This window comes from Streptococcus sp. 27098_8_23 (genome assembly GCF_041432195.1).
Lineage (GTDB): Bacteria > Bacillota > Bacilli > Lactobacillales > Streptococcaceae > Streptococcus.
This window is the reverse complement of the sequence record NZ_JAPVZF010000004.1, coordinates 107,915-131,623: the sequence shown is the minus strand read 5'-3', so window position 1 is coordinate 131,623 and position 23,709 is coordinate 107,915. Positions and strand designations below refer to the sequence as shown.

The following is a 23,709-nucleotide window of genomic DNA, read 5'->3' as shown; positions in this document are numbered from 1 at the left end:
CTGGAGCTTACTGATGCTGATTGGCTGGAGCTTGCAGATGCAGACTGACTTGCGCTCGCTGAAGCTGACTGACTTGAGCTAACCGAAGCAGACTGACTTGCGCTGGCTGACGCAGACTGACTCGAGCTGACTGAGGCGGACTGGCTTGAGCTTGCAGATGCTGACTGACTCGAACTTGCAGATGCAGACTGACTGGCACTCACTGAAGCCGATTGACTCGAACTTGCCGACGCAGATTGACTAGCGCTGGATGAAGCCGATTGACTTGAGCTTACAGACGCTGATTGACTGGCGCTCACTGAGGCTGATTGGCTGGAGCTCGCTGAGGCGGATTGACTAGAACTTACTGAAGCTGACCGGCTCGCGCTCACGGATGCTGATTGGCTGGAACTTGCCGACGCTGACTGGCTTGAGCTTACTGAGGCTGATTGACTTGAGCTTGCTGATGCAGACTGACTAGCGCTGACTGAAGCGGATTCACTTGTGCTTACCGATACAGACTGACTAGCGCTTACGGAAACTGATTCACTTGCGCTTACTGAGGCAGACTGACTAGCGCTTACTGAGGCAGATTGACTAGAGCTCGCTGAAGCGGATTGACTTGAGCTCACCGATACAGATTGGCTCGAACTTGCAGATGCAGACTGACTAGCGCTTACTGAGGCAGATTGGCTGGAGCTCACTGAGGCAGACTGACTAGCGCTCGCTGAGGCAGATTCGCTTGAGCTGACTGAGGCAGACTGGCTGGCGCTCGCTGAAGCTGATTCGCTTGCGCTCGCTGAGGCGGACTGACTTGAGCTGACCGAAGCGGACTGACTTGAGCTTGCTGAGGCTGATTGACTCGAGCTCGCTGAGGCGGATTGACTCGAGCTTACGGAAGCCGATTCACTTGCACTCGCTGATGCGGACTGACTAGCGCTCACTGAAGCTGATTGGCTGACACTCGCTGATGCGGATTGACTTGAGCTCATTGACGCTGATCGGCTAGCACTCGCTGAAACAGATTGGCTGGAGCTCACTGAAGCTGATTGGCTCGAACTTACTGATGCGGATTGACTTGAGCTCATTGACGCTGATCGGCTAGCACTCGCTGAAACAGATTGGCTTGAGCTCACTGAAGCGGATTGGCTCGAACTTACTGATGCGGATTGACTTGAGCTCATTGACGCTGATCGGCTAGCACTCGCTGAAACAGATTGGCTTGAGCTGACTGAGGCGGATTGGCTGGAGCTCAATGACGCTGATTGACTCGAACTTACCGAGGCGGACTGGCTTGAGCTTGCTGAAGCGGATTGGCTGGAGCTTACAGACGCTGACCGGCTAGAACTTGCAGATGCAGATTGACTAGCACTCAATGAAGCGGATTGGCTCGCACTCGCTGAGGCTGACTGACTAGCGCTCGCTGAGGCAGATTGACTTGAGCTCACCGATGCGGACTGACTCGAACTTACTGAAGCGGATTGGCTGGAGCTCAATGACGCTGACTGACTAGCGCTCGCTGAAGCGGATTGGCTCGCACTCGCTGAGGCGGATTGACTGGCACTTACTGATGCAGATTGACTCGAACTTACGGACGCTGATTGGCTATTACTTACTGAAATTGACGCTTGATTTGGCGTGATTTGTCCATTAAACACATCTGAAACCAAACCATTCACTGTCGTACTTGCAGTCACCGGTCCACTAGGAAGTCGTCCTCCATTACGATCGTATACCTTCTTCAACTCATTTGCAGTAAAGGTTACACTAGTCGAGCTCCCCGTTGCTTGTTTGGTGAATGTTTCCCCTGCAATTGTAAGAGTAACAGTCCCACCTGGAGTCACTCCATCTACCGTAATCGCTTGATTTGTGAGACCACCTTTTTCGTTAAGGAAACGTTCCTCAATTCTAGGTGTCTGAGGGCGAACCTCAATCGGAATCTCTACTTCATCCGTACTTCCATCTGGATAAGTTACCACTGCAGTCAACGTATGCCGACCAGCAGACAAATTCGTATTGGTTCCAGATTTCCAAGTATAGGTTGTCTGAGTACCTGGAGTTATTCCTGTAGTTGGAAGTTCTGGAGTACCTGCTGCATTCGTAATGTACTGACTGGCTTCACCAACAGAAATGGTTGTTTGCCCAGAATTCAAAGTTAAGGTTTGAGATGAATTCCCTTTAGCGACTGCTGTATATTTTTCAGTTTGCGCAACAGCTACAAATTGAATAGCTGCAGGATTTTCTGTTACAGATTTTTTATTTGTATCTACATCATTCCCATTATAATTATTTGCTTGGTCATATGTGTAGATATAACGCGTCCACAAACCGCCTGCTTGAATTGACTTACTGATAGAGCCACTTGCTGTTACTTTAAAAGGATTAGTGGAAGTTGCATTGCCATCTTGTCCAAATTTTTCAGTCGGAACAGTTGTTGTTATTGTATGAACATCGTTTTTAACATTACTTGAAGTAATCGTATCTACTGTTTTGCCTCTTGGCACTAAAGCAACCGTCGGATACTTTTCAACCCTCGCATGCTCAATTCGTCCGCTATTATCAGTGAACTCAAAAGTCGCTTCGAAACGTTCTTCACGATAAACTCTAATCAGTTGACCATCAACTGTAGCTCCTTCATTCGTAACAATTCGTGTTCGTTCTGGCTTCTCTGTATCCCTAGCAGCTCTGAAGCTAGCGGTATTTGAAGCTTGGGTCAAAGCTTGTCCGTTTCTGCTGTCACGAAGTCCAGAGTTGGCACGTAACACAGCATTTGCAATGCTATTTCGAACTTCTGTAGCTTTTTGTAAGATAGTAGCAAGGTCAGAAGCCTCCCCTTTCAAGGCTTCTGCTATCTCATTCTTCGCTAGACTAGCCTTGGCAATTGCCTCATCCGAGTTTGGAAGTCCCTGCGCTTGAGTTAGAAACTGCCCAATCTCAGCAGACAAGGCCTCTAATTTCTTCCGTTTTTCTTCACTTTGCTTTTCTGTCAAGGCTACAGAAGTCATAGTCAGACTCGATTCAGCCGTCACACCTTCATTCTTTACACGACCAGACTGACTTTGAGGTAAGGATTCTGTAGAAAAATCAACTGCTTTTAATTCTTTTGAAGGTTGTGATTCTTTCACTGTCTCCCGAGCTGACTCACTTGCTTGGTACTGACTTTGAACACCAACTGAAGCTCTCTCTGACAGATTACTATTCGCTTGATTTTGTGTTCCAAGGGATTCACTTGAACTAGCAGTTACACTTTGACTGTTTGCCAAAGATTGACTAGTAGAAGCAGATTGGCTCATCGACTGACTCATACTAGAAGAGCTTGAGGCACTGATGGACTGGCTCGTAGAGGCAGATTGACTGGCACTCTGCGAATTTAATTCTGACAATGACTGACTTTGACTAGTAGACAAAGACAAGCTAGCAGTATCTTGATGATCCTGTGTCGTCCCTAGCACTACTGAATCTCTCGTCGCCAGGGTATCTTTTGATTCGACAGTCTTTTCAACAGCGACTGCATCATTGGCATAAACACGCGTTTGCGTCGCAGCAAAACCACCTAAGATCGTCCCCGTAGCTGCTATCCCTTTCAAAACATCCAAACCGGTCAACTTCTGACCTTCTTGCTTTTCAACCATTTCTGTCTTTACTTGGCTCGTATCCGCACTTCCACGCATCACCTTAAATAAGCCAAAAAGGGAAGTCGAGGCCCGTAGCCAATGCTTCCCTGATTTGATTAATTTGAACCGAGTTACACGGTCTGTTTCCCTATATTCACCCTTCTGGCGTCTAAAAAACATGTTCATCCCCTCAACTTGAAAAAGATCTATTCACCTATAAAATACTATCTTCTTATTATATACCAAATATACCGACAATTCAATATCTATAATATATCCTAAAGAAAGAAAATGATTTCAAAAATAACTTGATTTCAAATCTATTCTGTTTTTTCAATATAATCTTCATTTTATTGTTCTGTTAACATATTTTATTTATTTTTAAACCATTTCTAAATGCTTAAAAAATCGAGCAAATAATTCCAATTACCTAAGGAATGGATTTTTATTCAAAATATAGAAAAAGTCCATGAATCAATAGCATCCACAGACTTTTAGAAGTAGAGTATTTATAGGCAGTTTCACAAATGAATTAATGAGGCCGGTAGCCGATGTAACTTTCTAGCCTTTCCAACGAAAAAATCCACGAATCGAAACCATTCGCGGAGTTTTTTAAGACGCATTTAAGCAAAATGCCACACTAATTAATAGCCGTAATCTACGACACGAAGAGGCGAAAACGATTATTTTTCGCCGATGAATTAGTGAGGCAGGTTGCTAGCCCTCTCACTACCCGTTACAACGGAAAAATCTACGAATCGATAAAATTCGTGGATTCTTCCTAGTGAAGCGTTTAGGTAAGCCAATTTTACACTACGACACGGAGTTTGGCAAATCGATTCTATTTGCCAAACGTAGTTAGTAAGGCAGTTAGCTAGTTCGCTTCCTTTATGTTACGACGGCAAAACCCACGAATCGATACCATTCGTGGGTTTTACCTAGTGAAGCGTTTAGGTAAACCGCCATAGCGGTTACCGTTAAATGATAGCAACTTTGTGTTGCTAGTCATTTGTAACGATTTACATCTTCTCCTCCAACTCTACGTCTGGATACTTGTCCGCAAACCAGCGAAGAGCAAAGTCATTTTCGAAGAGGAAGACAGGTTGGTCAAAGCGATCTTTAGCCAAGATGTTTCGACTTGAAGACATACGTTCATCTAAATCTTCTGGTTTAATCCAACGAACTGTCTTTTTACCCATTGGGCTCATGACCACTTCGGCGTTATACTCGCCTTCCATACGGTGTTTAAAGACTTCGAACTGGAGTTGTCCAACAGAGCACCTAGAATATACTCACCTGTTTGGTAATTCTTATAAAGCTGGATGGTTCCTTCTTGTACCAACCGTTCCATTCCCTTAGACTAGAGCAATCTTCCTAGTCTAAGGGATTTTTTTGTTTCAACCAGCTCTTTATCTCAGAAAAATTCATTTTTTCTACCATCTATAAAATTTTTTTAAAATTTTATAGAATAAAAAATGGATATCTATGCTGAAGCTGTTTACCGATTAGCGACCTAAAAGCCCTCCTAAACTCCGTCCCACATTGGGGCGGAGTTTAGGGAATTTTGTTAACACTAGCCTACAAGAAATTGGCTAACGAAAAACTATCTTAAAAATAAAACCACACAGCAATTTCATTCTTGAGTACAGTTAAGCTGAAAAAATAATGACATGGGAAAACGAGTATCTCCATTTACGGAAATGCTCGTTTTTTGATATCTAGAAGTAGTTTCTGTCCTGCCTCTTTTTTAATTGTCTAACTTTTTGGGGTCAGTACAATAGAGATACTTAATCTACACTCTCTGTGATATAGTTTGAAATATCTTTATATAAGATAGTCTGTTGAAAGTGATATGAATCAACCACTAGAAGTATAAAATTCCAAAACTCTCTTTCTTTACCCTCTCCAAAATTATACGCTTTTGCAGAATCATTAAATAGTTTCATAAAAATTGGTAAAAAATCATGTCCATTAATAATTTGATAATCTTCTAATTCCTCTCTGTTTATACTGCAAATCTCTTCTTCTAAAAGTTTAACATAGTTTTTTCTATTAGATACAAAATCCGGACTTAAATCATACTGAAGATCAATAATCTCTTTTTTTATCGAATCTATTTTTTTATAAAACGACTTTTTGAAGTATGGTAATTTCTTTTTTCCATTTTGACCACTGAACCTCAGTTTAAATTTATCATCTCCGTCTTTATTATTTACATAACGATATAAACCAATTTCAAAACTTATTTCTTTTGCTTTATCAAGAGGATTTTCCGCTTCTCTTATTTCACCAGAATCGATAAAAGATTGTATATTAAACAAAGATAGAAAAAGAGTTTCCACATCATGATAATCTGTCAAAAAGACCCTATTACAGTTTGTTCTGTTCTCTCCAGTAATATGAGTTAAATCCGCATCTATTATTCCAATAGTCCTCCGTTGTTCAACTACGTTTAGATCAGAAGTAGTGACAAGTTTGACTACTTCTTCCCACCCTTTTACTGGAACAAATTTCATATTTTTATGTTTTATAGAAAAAAATTTTCTATACGCTATAACATCTGTCTCGCTTTCAACATAAACCTGAAATTGATTATTATTTTCAGACATTCTATAACGATTTTGATACCTTATTGAATTCATTCCATTAATCATACTATTCATTCGAACTCTCCAAAACACCACTTAAATCATTAGTAAGTGCCCAGTTGTCATCAATAATATCTGGTGAATGTGTTGCTATAATCACTCTAAAGTTATTTTTTTCTATAATTCCCTGCAAATCCTGTATAAAGGCATTTTGCCACTCAACATGCAATGAAATTTCCGGTTCATCAATTAAAATAATTGAGTCTCTGTCTGTCAAAAATATTAGTTTAAAAAATAGGTTAAACTCATTTTTTTCTCCCGAAGACAGTTTATGTAATGGAATAATTCTTTGCTCTTCCGATGTTGATTTGACTAAAAATCCTTTATCTCTATCAATGTACAATTCTTTATGTTCAAATCTTTCATTGATTATTTTTTTGAACAAACTAACATTGTTCTTCAGTTTATCATATTTCTTTAATTTCTTTTCTGTATTTCTAATGTATAAATCAATAGCATTTGCTGACTCTTTTGCCTGCTCACTAGTTATCGCTTTTCGATTCTCCTCAGAAGATAATAATCCCATCCTTGATAACATTTGAGTTTTTTCAATCAATTCGTTATAGCGATTAAGTATACTATGTTCATCAACTGGATTATTTTGGGAATAATTAACTAAATCAAAAACAAAATTCGAATCCAACTTCACTGATACTTCATTGTATTCTTTTTCTGTTTCGTTTATCATCCGAACCAATTCTTTAGCATAGTATGTTATATTTTCTCGAGTAGCTAGTTCCCCATCTTCAATATTATAAATACGTTGTGTTTCAACAAATTCTGTTTTATTAGCATCAATTATTTTAGCTATTTTACCTGTTATTTTCTCTTTCTCAATAGGAGAATAAACTCTTCTCTGAACAAGCTGATTCCCAAATTCTTCAATTAGTTCAGTTCTTGAATACTGGAGACCAGTTTCCTCATCTAAAAATCTATTATAACTTATCTTATTTATTGTAGGCATAATTTTAGATATTTCAATAGCCTTTTGATTGATATCTGATGGAGAATAATAAGAACGTTTTGAAATATTCTCCAAGATAGTTAAATCAAATTCAAAGGATTCTTCTTTTTTTCCGCTTTCGTTGATTTCAAATAATAATTTATCGTCTCGTTCTACTTTGTTAACACTCCATCGAGAGCCGTCATTTAATACAAACTCAATTGAATCAAATTCTAAATCTATAAAAAACTCCCACTTAAGGCTAAAAAAATTATCAATGGCATTCAAAAAGTATGTTTTTCCAATTCCATTTTTCCCAATAATAATAGTAATTCCATCATCTTTTAAAAAAACACTATGATTAAATGTTCCGAACAAACCATTAATTGAAAATGAACTTATCCTAAAATTATTTAATTCACTCACTTATTTTCTCACTTTCATACTCTGAAACTTTTTCTTCAAACGTTCTAACCTTATAATATAAACCAAAATATCAATTTACCATGAGGCTAACAGTCAAAACATGAAGAATTATTTTACTGCGTAATGTAATTATTTTTTACATCTTTTCTTCCAACTCCACATCTGGATACTTGTCCACAAACCAGCGAAGGGCAAAGTCATTTTCAAAGAGGAAGACTGGTTGGTCAAAACGGTCCTTGGCCAAGATATTGCGGCTTGAGGACATGCGCTCGTCCAAGTCCTCAGGCTTGATCCAACGAACAGTCTTTTTACCCATTGGGCTCATGACCACTTCTGCATTGTACTCGCCTTCCATGCGGTGCTTAAAGACTTCAAATTGGAGTTGTCCGACAGCCCCTAGCATGTACTCGCCTGTTTGGTAATTCTTATAAAGCTGAATGGCTCCCTCTTGCACCAATTGCTCAATTCCCTTGTGGAAGGATTTTTGCTTCATGACGTTCTTAGCAGAAACTTTCATGAAAATTTCAGGAGTAAAGGTTGGCAGTGGTTCAAACTCAAACTTGTTTTTCCCAACAGTTAGCGTATCTCCAACCTGATAAGTACCTGTATCGTAAACCCCGATGATATCTCCAGCCACGGCATTGGTCACATTTTCACGACTTTCCGCCATAAACTGGGTAACATTAGACAGTTTGGCACCTTTACCAGTACGAGGGAGATTGACACTCATCCCACGCTCAAATTCGCCCGATACGATACGGACAAAGGCAATGCGGTCACGGTGACGAGGGTCCATGTTGGCTTGGATTTTAAAGACAAATCCTGAGAAATCCTTGTCATAAGGATCCACAATTTCGCCATCTGTTTTCTTGTGTCCATGTGGTTCTGGAGCAAACTTAAGGAAGGTCTCAAGGAAGGTCTGCACCCCAAAGTTAGTAAGAGCTGAACCAAAGAAGACCGGAGTCAATTCTCCTGCAAGAATAGCTTCTTCTGAAAATTCATTTCCTGCTTCTTGCAACAGTTCGATATCGTCCTTAACCTGAGCGTAGAAAGGATTGCTTCCAAAGAGCTTATCTCCATCTTCTAGACTGGCAAAACGCTCATCCCCTTTATAGAGCTCCAAGCGTTGGTTATAAAGGTCATACAAGCCTTCAAAGGCTTTCCCCATCCCGATTGGCCAGTTCATCGGATAGCTCGCAATACCTAGGACTTCTTCTAGTTCTTGCAAGAGATCTAGTGGTTCACGACCATCACGGTCCAACTTGTTCATAAAGGTAAAGACTGGAATGCCGCGGTGCTTGACAACCTCAAACAATTTTTTGGTTTGGGCCTCGATACCCTTGGCAGAGTCGACGACCATGACCGCAGCATCCACCGCCATCAAGGTACGATAAGTATCTTCTGAGAAGTCCTCGTGCCCTGGTGTGTCGAGGATGTTGACGCGCTTGCCATCGTAGTCAAACTGCATCACAGATGAAGTAACCGAAATCCCACGTTGTTTCTCGATATCCATCCAGTCAGACTTGGCAAAAGTCCCTGTTTTCTTCCCTTTTACGGTACCAGCCTCACGAATCTCGCCCCCAAAATAGAGCAACTGCTCAGTGATGGTTGTTTTCCCCGCGTCCGGGTGGGAGATGATGGCAAAGGTACGGCGTTTCTTAATTTCTTCTTGAATAGTCATAAGTTCTCTTTCTTTGATTCTCTATTTTTAGTTGTTTCAGTTGCTAAGAATAATTTTTACATTGGATTGTACTATTCCTTTCAACTCTCCATTATATCGGATTTTGGGGAGTTTTTCAATTGCTCATCCGATGAAAAGGCAAGCTAGAGCACAGATTGCGCCTGATTTCTCTTTTGCCACCGTTTCTTGAACAAGATATCAAAGAGAACCAGAGCCAGCGAAAGGATGACGGACACAAGAAGGTATTTTAACCACAAGGGAGCCTCCGGAATAAAAGGTGTCTTGTTTAACAAACCATAATTTCCACCCGTCATCTGATTAACCCCAACTAGAAAGAGATTGAGGATAAAGGTATAGGCTACAATCATATATTTCTTGAGCAAGGTCTTATCATAGTGATTCATCAAGTAAATCAAGGAATTCACTAGAAGGGCATAGTGCCCAATCAAAAATGAAAAACTGGTAATATGTGGGAAATCATAGGGGTCAAAAACGGGGTAAACCAAGGCAAAGACCGCTCCACTTGCTCCTAAGAGGGCAAAATATTGCTTGCTACGCCATTTATCTGGCAAGAAAACCACCGCAAACATAGCCAAACGGCAATGGTAAAATGGAAGGCTATTAGAAAATGGAATCCCAAAGCCAACATACCAGCTATATAGGGCTAGCAACTGGAGGATCTGAATTCCCTTAAACAAGCGAACAAATTTCGGATTTTTGTGATAAGCAAGTGCTCCATAAATACAAAGCACTAAAGTAAGCATCATAATCCCATACCAAAAGAGGGAAATGGGAGGAGGAACCGTTTGAGATCTGGTGATAAATTGATGGAACATATTTCTATCCTAACTCTTATTTTTTCTATTCTCTAGTTTAACCATTATAGCGAATTAAAAGCGATTTTTCAATTTCTATTTCTTTTCAGTTTGGCTCCCTTATTTATAGGAAATTATGGTAAAATAGAACAGACTAAAAATCATCATTTCACGAAAGGATGCAAGATGAAAATTACGCAAGAAGAGGTAACACACGTTGCCAATCTTTCAAAATTAAAATTCTCTGAAGAAGAAACTGCTGCCTTTGCGACAACCTTGTCTAAAATTGTTGACATGGTTGAATTGCTGGGCGAAGTCGACACAACTGGTGTCGCACCTACTACGACCATGGCTGACCGCAAGACCGTACTCCGCCCTGATGTGGCCGAAGAAGGAACAGACCGTGACCGCTTGTTTAAAAACGTACCTGAAAAAGAAAACTACTATATCAAGGTACCAGCTATCCTAGATGATGGAGGAGATGCCTAATGACTTTTAATAACAAAACTATTGAAGACTTGCACAATCTCCTTGTCTCTAAGGAAATTTCTGCAACTGAATTGACACAAGCCACGCTTGAAGATATCAAGTCTCGCGAGGCAGCTATCAACGCTTTTGTCACTATCGCTGAAGAGCAGGCTCTTGCTCAAGCTAAAACTATTGATGAAGCTGGAATTAACGTGGATAATGTCCTTTCTGGAATTCCACTGGCTGTTAAGGATAATATCTCTACCGACGGTATCCTTACAACGGCTGCCTCAGAAATGCTCTACAACTACGAGCCTATCTTTGATGCGACAGCCGTTGCCAATACCAAAGCTAAGGGTATGATTGTTGTCGGAAAAACCAACATGGACGAGTTTGCCATGGGTGGTTCAGGTGAGACTTCCCACTTTGGTGCCACTAAAAATGCTTGGGACCACAGCAAGGTTCCTGGTGGTTCATCAAGCGGTTCTGCCGCAGCTGTAGCTTCTGGGCAAGTCCGATTGTCACTTGGATCTGATACTGGTGGTTCTATCCGCCAACCTGCTGCCTTCAACGGGATCGTTGGTCTCAAGCCAACCTACGGAACAGTTTCACGTTTCGGTCTCATTGCCTTCGGTAGCTCATTAGACCAGATTGGACCTTTTGCACCAACTGTTAAAGAAAATGCCCTCTTGCTCAATGCTATTGCCAGCGAAGATGCTAAAGACTCTACTTCTGCTCCTGTCCGCATTGCCGACTTTACTTCAAAAATTGGTCAAGACATCAAGGGAATGAAAATTGCTTTGCCTAAGGAATACCTTGGTGAAGGGATTGACCCAGAGGTTAAGGAAACCATTCTAAATGCAGCCAAACACTTTGAAAAACTTGGTGCTATCGTCGAAGAAGTCAGCCTTCCTCACTCTAAATACGGTGTTGCCGTCTACTACATCATCGCTTCATCTGAAGCTTCATCAAACTTGCAACGTTTTGACGGTATCCGTTACGGTTACCGCGCAGAGGATGCGACTAATCTTGATGAAATCTATGTAAACAGCCGTAGCCAAGGTTTCGGTGAAGAAGTGAAACGCCGTATCATGCTCGGCACTTTCAGCCTTTCATCAGGTTACTATGATGCCTACTATAAGAAAGCTGGTCAAGTCCGTACCCTCATCATCCAAGATTTCGAAAACGTCTTTGCGGATTACGACTTGATTTTGGGACCAACTGCGCCAAGCGTTGCCTATGACTTGGATTCACTCAATCACGACCCAGTTGCCATGTACTTGGCTGACCTTTTGACCATCCCAGTCAACTTAGCTGGTCTCCCAGGAATTTCGATTCCTGCTGGATTTGCTCAAGGTCTACCAGTCGGTCTCCAATTGATCGGTCCTAAGTACTCTGAGGAAACCATTTACCAAGTTGCTGCTGCCTTTGAAGCAACAACAGACTACCACAAACAACAACCCGTGATTTTTGGAGGTGACAACTAATGAACTTTGAAACAGTCATTGGACTTGAAGTCCACGTAGAGCTCAACACCAATTCAAAAATCTTCTCACCTACATCTGCCCACTTTGGAAATGACCAAAATGCCAACACTAACGTGATTGACTGGTCCTTCCCAGGAGTACTTCCAGTTCTCAATAAGGGTGTTGTCGATGCTGGTATCAAGGCAGCTCTTGCCCTCAACATGGACATCCACAAAAAGATGCACTTTGACCGCAAGAACTACTTCTACCCTGATAATCCAAAAGCCTACCAAATTTCTCAGTTTGATGAGCCAATTGGTTACAATGGTTGGATTGAAGTGGAGCTAGAAGATGGTACGACCAAGAAAATCGGTATTGAACGCGCCCACTTGGAAGAAGACGCTGGTAAAAACACCCACGGTACAGATGGCTACTCTTATGTTGACCTCAATCGTCAAGGGGTGCCATTGATTGAAATCGTATCTGAGGCCGACATGCGTTCCCCAGAAGAAGCCTATGCTTATCTAACAGCTCTCAAGGAAGTCATCCAGTACGCTGGCATTTCAGACGTTAAGATGGAAGAAGGTTCTATGCGTGTGGATGCTAACATCTCGCTTCGTCCTTATGGTCAAGAAAAATTCGGTACCAAGACTGAGTTGAAAAACCTCAACTCCTTCTCGAACGTTCGCAAGGGTCTTGAGTACGAAGTCCAACGTCAGGCTGAAATTCTTCGCTCAGGTGGTCAAATTCGCCAAGAAACACGCCGTTACGATGAAGCTAACAAGGCAACCATCCTCATGCGTGTCAAGGAAGGGGCTGCAGACTACCGCTACTTCCCAGAACCAGACCTACCACTCTTTGAAATCTCAGACGAGTGGATTGAGGAAATGCGTACTGAACTGCCAGAGTTTCCAAAGGAACGCCGTGCACGCTACGTTGCTGACCTTGGCTTGTCAGACTACGATGCTAGTCAGTTGACGGCAAATAAGGTCACTTCTGACTTCTTTGAAAAAGCTGTTGCACTCGGTGGCGATGCCAAACAAGTCTCTAACTGGCTCCAAGGTGAAGTTGCTCAGTTCTTGAACGCCGAAGGTAAAACACTAGAACAAATCGAATTGACACCAGAAAACTTGGTAGAAATGATTGCCATCATCGAAGACGGCACGATCTCTTCTAAGATTGCCAAGAAAGTCTTTGTCCACCTAGCTAAAAATGGCGGTGGCGCGCGTGAATACGTGGAAAAAGCAGGTATGGTCCAAATCTCTGATCCAGATGTTCTGATTCCAATCATCCACCAAGTCTTTGCGGATAACGAAGCTGCCGTTGCCGACTTTAAGTCAGGCAAACGAAACGCAGACAAGGCCTTCACAGGATTCCTTATGAAGGCAACCAAAGGCCAAGCCAACCCACAAGTTGCTCTTAAACTACTTGCCCAGGAATTGGCGAAGTTGAAAGAAAGTGAGTAATTTACTCTTTAAACACTTTTTTCTACTTTTTAAACGAGAATGAGACAAGGGGAATGAATGAACAAATTTTTACGATTGCTATTTGTCTTAGTCATCATCGCTATGTTAGGCGCTTCTATACTACAAATTTTCTTTCCATCATACATGGGAAGCCACTCCGGGTACGGAATATCTGCTGGTTGGCAACGAGAAATTGGAATATGGAATTTAGCTGTATTGATTATTATTCTCGCTGTCAATATTAAATACGATTGGTTCTACCTACGAATCGCACTTCTTGCTCTCATTATTGGCGGAATTGGAATAGGAACAAATCACTTACTCAATTATATGGAGTATCACTCTCCTGTAAATGCTATCGGTGCTTTTGAAAATTACTTGCTAGCAATAGGATGGATTGTGGGATGGCTCATCGAACGCCATTCCATAAAGAAGCTAAATGCTAGTAAATAACGCCTAGTATATATTAGATTATTTTAAAGGTTATTAAATAGTTTAATAATCATTCGAATTCAGAATTCTACCTTTTCAATCATATAGTTAGGAGACACATGAAAAAGTTTTATGCTCTTTTAATGACCTGTTTATTACTTGTTTTTCTATCCGTGCCTCAAATCGTTGATGCGGGTGTCGGACATTCCAGAAGTGGAGGGAGCAGCCGCAGTAGCTCCAGAAGTAGCAGCCGCTCAAGTGGAGGTGGAAGTCGTTCTGGTGGCTCATCCTACCACTACTACCGCTCTGGATATGGATCATCCTCTGACAGTTCTGCTAGCTCTCCCTATTTAGGATTTATGTTCATATTAGTCGGAGGAATCATACTAGTTGTTATCGTCAAATCCTTGCAGAATAAGTCTGGAGATTCGAATTCAACCTACACTAGTAATGATTCTCAAACGCTCCATCGTCGAGTTGAACACAACACACTGGCCATTAGTCGTGTGAAATATGGGGATCCAAACTTTGACGCGGAAGCCTTCACATCTTGGGTTAAGGAAGTCTACCTTAAATTGCAGGTTGCCTGGACTGAAAAAAATTGGAACTCTGTCCGAGCTTTAGAAAGTACCAGTCTCTATTCCCAACACAGTACCCAACTCGAAGACCATATTCGTGCTAAAACAACTAATGTTTTAGAGAAAGTTTGTATCGAAAATGTTCGCATCAAGGAATTCATTGAAAATCCTGACGGAAACGATACCTTAGTGGTGATCCTGTCATCTACCTTGCGGGACTATGTCATTGACGATGAGACTCGCCGTGTCCTTGAAGGAGACCCTAAAAAAGATCTCTTCACCGTGTATCAATTGAACTTTATCCGTCAACACGGTAGCCAAACGCAAGCAGTCACTCCAGACGAAGTTGTGAGCGACCACTGTCCAAACTGTGGCGCCCCATTGAAAATCTCTGCAGTTAGTGAGTGCGACTACTGTGGTGCCAATCTCTCTCGCAGTCCAAACCAATGGGTACTCGATACCTATGATGTTGTGGATGAAGACGAGCTTTATAATTAGGAGGAATTATGGGATTTATACGTGCAGCCTTATCAGCAGGCTTAAATAGTTTTAATGATAGTAAATTCAAGGAAGCCATTGTCCTTCCAGATAATGTCTCTGGCGACGCCTTGGCCGTCAAAGGTCAATTACTCACAAAAGACCCAGATGGACGTTCTCGTCACAGCAATCAAAATACTGGACTTTTGTCAGATGGCAGTGTGGTTATCGTTCCTCAAGGTTATACCGCTGTTTTGGTAAACAACGGTACCTTCCTTGGTGAAGTCCTCGAAGCAGGTAGCCACGAATGGCAAGCTGGTGATAACGCCTGGCTCCTTGAAAAAGGTGGTTTAAAAGGCACTTGGGAAAACTTTAAAAACCGTTTCTCTTTTGGTGGACAAGTCATCACCCAACAAGAAATTATCTTTATCCGCATGCAACCTATTGCAGGTAATAAGTTCGGCACACAAAATGCGGTCGAATATTTCAGCGAACGTTACCAACAACTGCTCAACATCCGTTTTTATGGCTTGTTTGATGTAAAAATAGCAGATCCAGTCCTCTTCTACGTGAGTTCTGTTAGCCGTCAAATTACTGACGGACAGCCATTTACTCTCCAAGATGTAGCTCAAGGAACGCTCCGTCAAAATATCGCACCAAAAATCGCGATTGCCATTGCCAAATATACCAACGAAAACAAGGTTGATATCTATAGCCTCAATGCCAATCAAGACACCTTTAACGAACTCGCTAAACAAGAGGTCAACAAGGTTTGGACAGGCCTCTACGGGATTGAAGCCACCAATATCTTGCTTGAAGACCTCAGCTACGACCAAGAAAGTCTTGATATCGTTCGCAAGCTTGATAGTGAGCTCGTGGCAATGAAGTACAACACGATTGAAATCGAAGAACGCCGTGCTCGCAATGAAGCGCTCATTGCTGCAGCTGCCAACGAAGGGAATGGCAATGGGATGAACATGTTTATGGGCATGAATCTTGGCCAAACTCTGGGTGGTCAACTAAGCCAACAAGTTCAAAATCAAGCACCGGCTCAAAACACTGGACAAACTGCCAGCAAGAATTTTTACATCGAAGTCGATGGAAAATACGTCCTCGTTACCAAAGACGAAGATGGAAATATCGTACCAGTCAACTAATTAAGCTCCTTCTGACATTTGAGTAATGTTGTCTTTTATGGTACAATAAAGAGTAAATTATTTATTAAAGAGGTAAAAACATGATTGAAGCAAGTAAATTAAAGGCTGGTATGACCTTTGAAACAGCTGACGGAAAATTGATCCGCGTTTTGGAAGCTAGCCACCACAAACCAGGTAAAGGAAACACAATCATGCGTATGAAATTGCGTGATGTCCGTACTGGTTCTACATTTGACACAAGCTACCGTCCAGAGGAAAAATTTGAACAAGCTATCATCGAGACTGTCCCAGCTCAATACTTGTACAAAATGGATGACACAGCCTACTTCATGAACACAGAAACTTACGACCAATACGAAATCCCTGTAGTCAACGTTGAAAACGAATTGCTTTACATCCTTGAAAACTCAGAAGTGAAGATCCAATTCTACGGAACTGAAGTGATTGGTGTTACCGTTCCTACTACTGTCGAATTGACAGTTGCAGAAACTCAACCTTCTATCAAAGGTGCTACTGTTACAGGTTCTGGTAAACCAGCAACGATGGAAACTGGACTTGTCGTAAACGTTCCAGACTTCATCGAAGCAGGACAAAAACTCGTTATCAACACTGCTGAAGGAACTTACGTTTCTCGTGCCTAATCTCTAGAAAGAGGTCATTCTATGGGAATTGAAGAACAACTTGGCGAAATCGTTATCGCCCCACGTGTACTTGAAAAAATCATTGCTATCGCTACTGCAAAAGTAGAGGGTGTTCACTCTTTTTCAAACAAATCAGTGTCTGACACCCTTTCAAAACTTTCTCTTGGCCGTGGTGTTTATCTAAAAAACGTGGACGAAGAGCTCACAGCAGATATCTATCTCTACCTTGAGTACGGAGTAAAAGTTCCTAAGGTAGCGGTTGCGATCCAGAAAGCTGTTAAAGATGCAGTCCGCAATATGGCTGATGTTGAACTCGCTGCTATCAATATCCACGTTGCAGGTATCGTTCCAGATAAAACACCAAAACCAGAATTGAAAGATCTATTTGACGAGGACTTCCTCAATGACTAGTCCACTATTAGAATCTAGACGCCAACTCCGTAAATGCGCTTTTCAAGCTCTTATGAGCCTTGAATTCGGTACGGACGTCGAAACTGCTTGTCGTTTCGCCTATACTCATGATCGTGAAGATACGGATGTGCAACTTCCAGCCTTTTTGACAGAGCTAGTTTCTGGTGTTCAAGCTAAAAAGGAAGAACTAGACAATCAAATCACTCAGCATTTAAAAGCAGGTTGGACCATCGAGCGTTTAACTCTCGTGGAGAGAAACCTCCTTCGCTTGGGAGTCTTTGAAATCACTTCATTTGACACCCCACAGCTGGTTGCGGTTAATGAAGCTATCGAGCTTGCAAAGGACTTCTCAGATCAAAAATCTGCCCGTTTTATCAACGGACTGCTCAGCCAGTTTGTAACAGAAGAACAGTAAATAGAAAAAGTGTTTGACAATTATCAAACACTTTTTTCTTTGCCTACCACTATCTAAAAATCAAATAATAGATATAAAATAAGATCGACGGAGCATAGGGAATCGCATTATAGAAACTATGACAAACAATGGTAAATCGAAGACTACCCGTAACTCGATAAGCAACTGCAAATAGAAGACCAAGAATACTATAAATGATGAGACTGATGGGGTCACGATGAGATAGAACCAAGTGACTGAGCCCAAAGATGAAAGAAGACAAGAACACATCCAAATAAAATTCCGACTTCGGAAAGAAGGTATTCATAAAATAACCCCTATAGATTGTCTCCTCAACAACAGGTACAATCGAAATGTTAAAGATTAAAAATATAAGACTTGATAGAGTCGTTTCTCTTCCGTTTGAGTAAAGTTCTGAAAGAAGGTCTTGGAAAATAAAGCTATGGTTAATTAATCGAATATTCTGCATTCTAAATCCATTTAAAAAAGAATAGATAAGAAAACAAGCCACTAAGAAAGCGAGATAAGACCAGCGCCAACTCTTTTTCTCGAAGATAAAGAGCATCTTCTTCTTTTTCAACCACAAAACGAATAAAAAGAAAATAAGTAACACTTCTCCAACTAGGAAGATTATATAGCTGTCCATTCCTAAACCAAAGATCCTAGCTAGAGTTATGGCTCCTAATGGCGTTAAATAAATGTACAGGAACATTAAAATCATACAGATTCCTAAATGTATTGTCTTTTTCATTCTTTCTCTCCTAACGGTAAACTCTCTATTAGGGCTCTATAGAGGATAGACCATTGATTGTTTTTCTTATTTATCTAGAGTATTCATGTTTATCCATGGTCTATTATCAAAATAGCTAGAACAAAATGTTCTAGCTTTTAAATTTTCTTAGTATTTTCTAAAGCGTTGGTAACGTTCTTCGATAAGTTGGTCGAGTGGTAGTTCTTGCAATCTATCTAGTTCTGCACGCAATTCATTTTTAACGCATCCTAGCAGTTCCTTACTGGAGAGACCTGCTTCTGAGATCACCTTGTCTACGATTCCCATTTCTAGAAGTTCATGTGAAGTGATTTTCATCAACTCCGCTGCTTCCATAGCACGACTTCCATCCTTCCAAAGGATAGAGGCAAATCCTTCTGGACTGAGTACGGCATAGATTGAGTTTTCTAACATCCAGACACGGTTAGCTACGGCTAGAGCTAGGGCCCCACCAGATCCACCTTCACCGATAATAATCGCAATGATTGGAACCTTGAGGTCACTCATTTCCATCAGGTTTCGGGCAATTGCTTCACCTTGTCCACGTTCCTCGGCACCAACACCTGGGTAAGCACCCGCCGTATTGATAAAAGTCACAACTGGACGGCCAAACTTTTCTGCCTGTTTCATCAGGCGCAAGGCCTTACGATAGCCTTCTGGATGTGGTTGCCCAAAATTTCGTTTGAGGTTATCATGAAGACTTTTTCCCTTTTGGATACCAAGGACAGTTACTGCTTGGTCACCTAACCAACCAATTCCACCGATGACCGCACCATCATCACGGAAAGAGCGATCTCCATGCAATTCGATAAACTCGTCAAAAATTCCATTGGCAAAATCAAGTGCGGTCAAACGACTCTGCTCGCGTGCCTCTCTGACTATTTTTGCAATATTCATCCGCGACTTCCTCCATGCAATCTTACTAATTTAGCAATTGTTTCAGGCAATTCTCTCCGTTTAACAATTGCATCAACAAATCCATGTTCAAGTAGAAATTCTGCCTTTTGGAAGTCATCCGGCAAGGTCTCACGAACTGTATTTTCGATAACACGACGTCCAGCAAACCCAACCAAACTCTGTGGCTCCGCTAGGATAATATCACCTTCCATAGCAAAAGAAGCAGTCACCCCACCTGTTGTCGGATCGGTTAAGATAGTTAGGTAAAAAAGTCCTGCCTTGGAATGACGTTGAACTGCCGCAGAAATTTTAGCCATCTGCATCAAACTCATGATTCCTTCTTGCATACGGGCTCCACCAGAAGCTGTGAAGAGAACGACTGACAAGTTTTCTACCGTTGCATACTCAAACAAGCGCGTGATTTTTTCACCCACAACGGTTCCCATAGAAGCCATGATAAAATTTGAATCCATGATCCCAAGGGCAACTTTTTGTCCCTTGATACTAGCTGTACCAGTCAGTACTGCTTCATCCAAACCTGTCTTTTCACGCATAGTAGCCAATTTTTTCTGGTAGCCAGGAAAGTTTAATGGATCTTGAGTTTCAATACCCGTAAACATCTCCACAAAGCTGTCAGAATCAATCGTCAAATCCAAGCGTTCCTGAGCTGAAATACGGAAAGTATAGCTACAATGGGGACAAATTCGTTCGCTCCCAAGGTCCTTTTGATAAATGGTGTGTTTACAACCAGGACACTGGGAGAAGAGTTCATCCGGAACCTCAGGCTTGGCTTGTGGTTTCTGCCTTACGGAACGGTTAGGATTGATCCGAATATACTTATCCTTTTTACTAAATAGAGCCATAACTCCCCCTTTTAGTTCTCATACTGTTTGAAAGTCTATTCTTTTTCTTGGTATTTTGGCAAGAAAGTTTCCATCAAGAAGGAAGTATCGTAGTCACCAGCGATAACTCGGCGGTCTGAAATCAGATCCAACTGGAAGTCTGCATTGGTTTGCACTCCTTCAATATCAAGTTCATAAAGTGCCCGTTGCATCTTCATAAGAGCATCAAAACGATTCTCCCCATGAACAATGATTTTAGCAATCATACTATCATAGTAAGGGGGAATGGTATAACCTGGATAAACTGCTGAGTCCACGCGCAAGCCAACTCCACCACTTGGTAGATAGAGATTGGTAATTTTCCCTGGGCTTGGAGCAAAGTTAAATGCTGGATTTTCTGCATTGATCCGGCACTCGATAGCATGACCTCGTAGGACGATATCTTCTTGTTTGAAAGGTAAAGGTTGCCCGGCAGCAATGCGAATCTGTTCCTTCACGATATCAACACCTGAAACAAACTCTGTGACTGGGTGTTCCACTTGCACACGAGTATTCATTTCCATGAAGTAGAAATTGCCACTCGCTTCATCGAGAAGAAATTCAATCGTTCCTGCATTTTCATAGCCTACAGACTCTGCTGCACGAACGGCTGCAGCACCAATTTCATGACGAAGGGTTTTGCCAATCGCAATGGATGGGCTTTCTTCTAAGACCTTTTGGTTATTCCGTTGGAGTGAACAGTCCCGTTCACCAAGATGGACAACATGACCCTCTTGGTCCGCAAGAATCTGAACTTCGATATGGCGAGCTGGATAAATCACACGCTCAAGATACATAGCGCCATTTCCAAAATTGGCCTTGGCTTCACTGGATGCTGTCTCAAAGGCTGCGACCAAGTCTTCTGCCTTTTCAACCTTACGAATCCCTTTTCCACCACCACCTGCCGATGCCTTAAGCATGACAGGATAGCCAATTTTTTCTGCAACTGCAAGGGCCTCTTCAGCCGTGTGAACTTCACCATCAGATCCTGGGATAACTGGAACCCCAGCCTTGATCATTTGTTCACGCGCATTGATCTTATCACCCATGGTATCCATTACAGCGCCAGAAGGGCCGATAAACTTAATCCCCACTTCGTCACACATAGTGGCAAACTTGGAGTTTTCGCTAAGAAATCCAAAACCTGGATGGATGGCTTCTGCCTCTGTTAAGACTGCAGCAGATAAAATCGCATTGATATTGAGATAAGATTCTGTCGCCTTACCAGGTCCGATACAGATAGCTTCATCCGCTAGAAGTGTGTGAAGAGCTTCCTTATCAGCAGTTGAATAAACTGCTACGGTCGCAATGCCCAATTCACGCGCAGCTCGAATAATGCGAACCGCAATCTCACCACGGTTGGCAATCAAAATTTTACGAAACATGGAGAACCTCCTTAGTTTCCAATTGCAAAGGTAAGAGTACCACTCGCTGCAAGCTTACCATCTACTTCAGCCTTTGCTTCAACCACAGCAATCGTACCACGACGTTTGACAAAAGTAGCCGTCATGACTAATTGGTCACCTGGTACAACTTGCTTCTTGAACTTAACCTTGTCCATGCCAGCATAGAAGACCAGTTTCCCTTTATTTTCAGGTTTGGACAATTCCAAGACACCAGCAGTCTGAGCCAAGGCTTCCATAATCAGAACACCTGGCATGACTGGGTATTGTGGAAAATGCCCATTGAAGAAAGGTTCGTTGATGGTCACATTTTTAATGGCAACAATGGTATCTTCGCTCACTTCCAAGACACGATCCACTAGGAGCATGGGGTAGCGATGGGGTAGAGCTTCTTTGATTCCTTGAATATCGATCATTTGATGCGTACCAATCCTTTACCGAACTCAACCATTTCTTCATTTGAAACGAGAATTTCTGTCACCACACCATCTTTAGGTGCAGGGATTTCATTCATGACTTTCATGGCTTCGATGATCACCAAAGTCTGACCTTTTTTAACACTGTCTCCAACTGTGACAAAGGCAGGTTTATCTGGTCCAGCAGCCAAGTAAGCCACCCCTACAAGTGGGCTTTCAACAACATCACCCTCTGGAGCAACCGTCGTTTCAGCTGGTGCTGGAGCTTCTTCCACAGAACTCTCTACTAGAGTTGAAGGAGCAGAAACTACTGGACTTGCAGCTACTGCAGTTGGCACTGGAGCAACTTGAGCTGGTGCTTCAGAAGCCATTCTTGCTTCATTCTTACTGAACTGCAATTCGTCCGTTCCATTTTTATAAGAAAATTCTCTCAAACTTGATTGGTCAAATTGAGTCATCAAGTCCTTGATTTCATTTAAATTCATAATTATTTATTCTCCCAACGTTTGAAAGCAAGAACCGCATTGTGTCCACCAAAACCAAAAGTGTTTGAAATAGCATAAGGGATTTCCTGCTCCAAGCCTTGTCCATAAACGACATTCGCTTCGATATAGTCTGACAACTCACTTGTTCCAGCTGTCATTGGTACATAGTTATGACGCATGGCTTCGATGGTAGCGATGGCTTCTACTGCTCCTGCAGCACCAAGCAAGTGTCCTGTAAAGGACTTGGTTGAAGATACAGGTACTTCTTTACCAAGAACAGCGACGATCGCACCACTTTCTCCTTTTTCATTAGCAGGAGTTGAAGTTCCGTGGGCATTGACGTAAGCCACTTGCTCTGGAGAAATTTCTGCTTCTTCCAAAGCCAACTTCATAGCCTTAATCGCACCTTGACCCTCTGGATGAGGTGAAGTCATATGGTAAGCATCACAGGTATTACCATAGCCAACTACTTCAGCCAAGATAGTTGCACCACGTTTTTCAGCATGTTCAAGACTCTCAAGAACCAACATCCCTGAACCTTCTCCCATCACAAAACCATTACGGTCTTTGTCAAATGGGATAGAAGCACGAGTTGGATCCTCTGTAGTTGATAGGGCAGTCAATGCTTGGAAACCAGCGATGGCAAAAGGAGTGATAGATGATTCTGATCCACCAACTAACATGACATCTTGGAAACCAAACTTGATAGAGCGGAAGGCATCCCCAATGGCATCATTTGATGAGGCACAGGCTGTATTGATTGATTTACAGATACCGTTTGCTCCGAAACGCATGGCAACATTTCCTGAAGCCATATTTGGCAAGGCTTTTGGAAGCGTCATTGGTTTAACGCGTTTTGGACCTTTTTCATGAAGACGGATAACCTGATCTTCGATTTCTTTAATTCCCCCAATACCAGAAGCAACGATGACACCAAAGCGATCTTTATCGATTGCTTCTACATCAAGATTTGCATTTGTCACCGCTTCTTGAGCCGCATACAAGGCATACAAAGAATAGTTGTCAAAACGGTTGGTATCTTTTTTGACAAAGTATTTATCAAATGGGAAATCTTGAACTTCTGCCGCATTGTGCACAGCAAATTCGCTATGGTCAAACTTAGTGATTTCTCCAATTCCAATCTTCCCAGTTTGCAAACTGTTCCAAAATTCTTCTGGAGTATTTCCGATAGGAGAGGTCAATCCGTAACCTGTTACTACAACTCGATTTAGTTTCATCTG

Annotated in this window: 21 protein-coding genes and 1 pseudogene; 9 read left to right on the top strand and 13 right to left on the bottom strand. The window is 41.9% G+C overall.

What is annotated here, in order from left to right; all coding sequences use genetic code 11:
* The 6 genes and pseudogenes from O3652_RS07260 to O3652_RS07235 form a co-directional block, all read right to left on the bottom strand.
* Positions 1-3,773, bottom strand: a 3,773-nt coding sequence (locus O3652_RS07260; protein WP_371590222.1) for an accessory Sec-dependent serine-rich glycoprotein adhesin, incomplete at its 3' end; no start/stop codon positions are given.
* Positions 3,774-4,612: 839 nt separating this feature from the next.
* Positions 4,613-4,950: pseudogene (locus tag O3652_RS07255) on the bottom strand (peptide chain release factor 3); the annotation flags it as partial.
* A 430-nt stretch (positions 4,951-5,380) separates the two neighbouring features.
* Positions 5,381-6,256, bottom strand: coding sequence for a DUF4435 domain-containing protein (locus O3652_RS07250; RefSeq protein ID WP_371590221.1), 876 nt, complete (start codon positions 6,254-6,256; stop codon positions 5,381-5,383).
* A complete protein-coding gene (locus O3652_RS07245; protein ID WP_371590220.1) occupies positions 6,249-7,610 on the bottom strand; it encodes an AAA family ATPase in 1,362 nt (453 codons plus the stop codon). Before O3652_RS07245 ends, O3652_RS07250 begins: the two co-directional genes overlap by 8 nt.
* 136 nt (positions 7,611-7,746) lie before the next feature.
* A complete protein-coding gene (locus O3652_RS07240; protein WP_371590219.1) occupies positions 7,747-9,291 on the bottom strand; it encodes a peptide chain release factor 3 in 1,545 nt (514 codons plus the stop codon).
* A gap of 143 nt (positions 9,292-9,434) precedes the next feature.
* A complete protein-coding gene (locus O3652_RS07235; protein WP_371590218.1) occupies positions 9,435-10,127 on the bottom strand; it encodes a TIGR02206 family membrane protein in 693 nt (230 codons plus the stop codon).
* Between the two features lie 165 nt (positions 10,128-10,292).
* Here O3652_RS07235 and gatC point away from each other — a divergent pair, with 165 nt between their 5' ends.
* The 9 genes from gatC (at position 10,293) to nusB (ending at position 17,617) form a co-directional block, all read left to right on the top strand.
* Positions 10,293-10,595 (top strand): Asp-tRNA(Asn)/Glu-tRNA(Gln) amidotransferase subunit GatC, encoded by a 303-nt coding sequence (gene gatC / locus O3652_RS07230; protein ID WP_000705412.1) that lies wholly within the window; start codon positions 10,293-10,295, stop codon positions 10,593-10,595.
* Positions 10,595-12,061 (top strand): Asp-tRNA(Asn)/Glu-tRNA(Gln) amidotransferase subunit GatA, encoded by a 1,467-nt coding sequence (gatA, locus tag O3652_RS07225; RefSeq protein WP_371590217.1) that lies wholly within the window; start codon positions 10,595-10,597, stop codon positions 12,059-12,061. Before gatC ends, gatA begins: the two co-directional genes overlap by 1 nt.
* On the top strand, positions 12,061-13,506 hold the full coding sequence (gene gatB, locus O3652_RS07220; protein WP_049519382.1) for an Asp-tRNA(Asn)/Glu-tRNA(Gln) amidotransferase subunit GatB: 1,446 nt from the start codon (positions 12,061-12,063) through the stop codon (positions 13,504-13,506). The genes gatA and gatB overlap by 1 nt, the downstream gene beginning before the upstream one ends.
* Before the next feature lie 57 nt (positions 13,507-13,563).
* The gene (locus O3652_RS07215; RefSeq protein WP_001032000.1) at positions 13,564-13,959 is read left to right on the top strand and encodes a hypothetical protein; all 396 of its coding nucleotides are present in this window, start codon (positions 13,564-13,566) and stop codon (positions 13,957-13,959) included.
* Between the two features lie 98 nt (positions 13,960-14,057).
* On the top strand, positions 14,058-15,014 hold the full coding sequence (locus O3652_RS07210) for a zinc-ribbon domain-containing transport protein (RefSeq protein ID WP_371590216.1): 957 nt from the start codon (positions 14,058-14,060) through the stop codon (positions 15,012-15,014).
* Between the two features lie 8 nt (positions 15,015-15,022).
* Positions 15,023-16,150 carry an SPFH domain-containing protein gene (locus O3652_RS07205; RefSeq protein ID WP_000505819.1) on the top strand — a complete coding sequence of 376 codons (1,128 nt, stop codon included), beginning with the start codon at positions 15,023-15,025 and terminating at the stop codon, positions 16,148-16,150.
* Between the two features lie 80 nt (positions 16,151-16,230).
* Complete coding sequence (gene efp, locus O3652_RS07200) at positions 16,231-16,791, top strand: elongation factor P (RefSeq protein ID WP_000568642.1); 561 nt, start codon at positions 16,231-16,233, stop codon at positions 16,789-16,791.
* A 21-nt stretch (positions 16,792-16,812) separates the two neighbouring features.
* Entirely contained in the window at positions 16,813-17,202 is a 390-nt protein-coding gene (locus O3652_RS07195) for an Asp23/Gls24 family envelope stress response protein (protein WP_000510584.1), read from the top strand.
* Positions 17,195-17,617 (top strand): transcription antitermination factor NusB, encoded by a 423-nt coding sequence (gene nusB, locus O3652_RS07190; protein ID WP_000203661.1) that lies wholly within the window; start codon positions 17,195-17,197, stop codon positions 17,615-17,617. Before O3652_RS07195 ends, nusB begins: the two co-directional genes overlap by 8 nt.
* A 49-nt stretch (positions 17,618-17,666) precedes the next feature.
* On the opposite strand, the gene O3652_RS07185 is transcribed toward nusB, so the two are convergent.
* The 7 genes from O3652_RS07185 to fabF all read right to left on the bottom strand — a co-directional run bounded on the left by O3652_RS07185 (position 17,667) and on the right by fabF (position 23,706).
* Positions 17,667-18,368: a CPBP family intramembrane glutamic endopeptidase gene (locus O3652_RS07185; protein ID WP_065371592.1), complete on the bottom strand. Its 702-nt coding sequence runs from the start codon at positions 18,366-18,368 to the stop codon at positions 17,667-17,669.
* Positions 18,369-18,515: 147 nt separating this feature from the next.
* Entirely contained in the window at positions 18,516-19,283 is a 768-nt protein-coding gene (locus O3652_RS07180; protein ID WP_371590214.1) for an acetyl-CoA carboxylase carboxyl transferase subunit alpha, read from the bottom strand.
* Positions 19,280-20,146: an acetyl-CoA carboxylase, carboxyltransferase subunit beta gene (accD, locus tag O3652_RS07175; RefSeq protein WP_001173375.1), complete on the bottom strand. Its 867-nt coding sequence runs from the start codon at positions 20,144-20,146 to the stop codon at positions 19,280-19,282. Before accD ends, O3652_RS07180 begins: the two co-directional genes overlap by 4 nt.
* 35 nt (positions 20,147-20,181) lie before the next feature.
* Entirely contained in the window at positions 20,182-21,549 is a 1,368-nt protein-coding gene (gene accC / locus O3652_RS07170; RefSeq protein WP_000488663.1) for an acetyl-CoA carboxylase biotin carboxylase subunit, read from the bottom strand.
* A gap of 11 nt (positions 21,550-21,560) precedes the next feature.
* Positions 21,561-21,983 (bottom strand): 3-hydroxyacyl-ACP dehydratase FabZ, encoded by a 423-nt coding sequence (gene fabZ, locus O3652_RS07165; RefSeq protein WP_000565515.1) that lies wholly within the window; start codon positions 21,981-21,983, stop codon positions 21,561-21,563.
* On the bottom strand, positions 21,980-22,468 hold the full coding sequence (accB, locus tag O3652_RS07160; protein WP_125413461.1) for an acetyl-CoA carboxylase biotin carboxyl carrier protein: 489 nt from the start codon (positions 22,466-22,468) through the stop codon (positions 21,980-21,982). Before accB ends, fabZ begins: the two co-directional genes overlap by 4 nt.
* Positions 22,469-22,470: 2 nt before the next feature.
* Entirely contained in the window at positions 22,471-23,706 is a 1,236-nt protein-coding gene (gene fabF / locus O3652_RS07155; RefSeq protein ID WP_000774052.1) for a beta-ketoacyl-ACP synthase II, read from the bottom strand.
* Between the last annotated feature and the right edge of the window lie 3 nt (positions 23,707-23,709).

What these genes read in the sequence shown, in the direction of transcription:
- O3652_RS07250 (WP_371590221.1), bottom strand. Translation starts at nt 6,256, where the DNA reads ATGAATAGTATGATTAATGGAATGAATTCAATAAGGTATCAAAATCGT.
- O3652_RS07240 (WP_371590219.1), bottom strand. Translation starts at nt 9,291, where the DNA reads ATGACTATTCAAGAAGAAATTAAGAAACGCCGTACCTTTGCCATCATC.
- O3652_RS07235 (WP_371590218.1), bottom strand. Translation starts at nt 10,127, where the DNA reads ATGTTCCATCAATTTATCACCAGATCTCAAACGGTTCCTCCTCCCATT.
- gatC (WP_000705412.1), top strand. Translation starts at nt 10,293, where the DNA reads ATGAAAATTACGCAAGAAGAGGTAACACACGTTGCCAATCTTTCAAAA.
- gatA (WP_371590217.1), top strand. Translation starts at nt 10,595, where the DNA reads ATGACTTTTAATAACAAAACTATTGAAGACTTGCACAATCTCCTTGTC.
- gatB (WP_049519382.1), top strand. Translation starts at nt 12,061, where the DNA reads ATGAACTTTGAAACAGTCATTGGACTTGAAGTCCACGTAGAGCTCAAC.
- O3652_RS07215 (WP_001032000.1), top strand. Translation starts at nt 13,564, where the DNA reads ATGAACAAATTTTTACGATTGCTATTTGTCTTAGTCATCATCGCTATG.
- O3652_RS07210 (WP_371590216.1), top strand. Translation starts at nt 14,058, where the DNA reads ATGAAAAAGTTTTATGCTCTTTTAATGACCTGTTTATTACTTGTTTTT.
- O3652_RS07205 (WP_000505819.1), top strand. Translation starts at nt 15,023, where the DNA reads ATGGGATTTATACGTGCAGCCTTATCAGCAGGCTTAAATAGTTTTAAT.
- efp (WP_000568642.1), top strand. Translation starts at nt 16,231, where the DNA reads ATGATTGAAGCAAGTAAATTAAAGGCTGGTATGACCTTTGAAACAGCT.
- O3652_RS07195 (WP_000510584.1), top strand. Translation starts at nt 16,813, where the DNA reads ATGGGAATTGAAGAACAACTTGGCGAAATCGTTATCGCCCCACGTGTA.
- nusB (WP_000203661.1), top strand. Translation starts at nt 17,195, where the DNA reads ATGACTAGTCCACTATTAGAATCTAGACGCCAACTCCGTAAATGCGCT.
- O3652_RS07185 (WP_065371592.1), bottom strand. Translation starts at nt 18,368, where the DNA reads ATGAAAAAGACAATACATTTAGGAATCTGTATGATTTTAATGTTCCTG.
- O3652_RS07180 (WP_371590214.1), bottom strand. Translation starts at nt 19,283, where the DNA reads ATGAATATTGCAAAAATAGTCAGAGAGGCACGCGAGCAGAGTCGTTTG.
- accD (WP_001173375.1), bottom strand. Translation starts at nt 20,146, where the DNA reads ATGGCTCTATTTAGTAAAAAGGATAAGTATATTCGGATCAATCCTAAC.
- accC (WP_000488663.1), bottom strand. Translation starts at nt 21,549, where the DNA reads ATGTTTCGTAAAATTTTGATTGCCAACCGTGGTGAGATTGCGGTTCGC.
- fabZ (WP_000565515.1), bottom strand. Translation starts at nt 21,983, where the DNA reads ATGATCGATATTCAAGGAATCAAAGAAGCTCTACCCCATCGCTACCCC.
- accB (WP_125413461.1), bottom strand. Translation starts at nt 22,468, where the DNA reads ATGAATTTAAATGAAATCAAGGACTTGATGACTCAATTTGACCAATCA.
- fabF (WP_000774052.1), bottom strand. Translation starts at nt 23,706, where the DNA reads ATGAAACTAAATCGAGTTGTAGTAACAGGTTACGGATTGACCTCTCCT.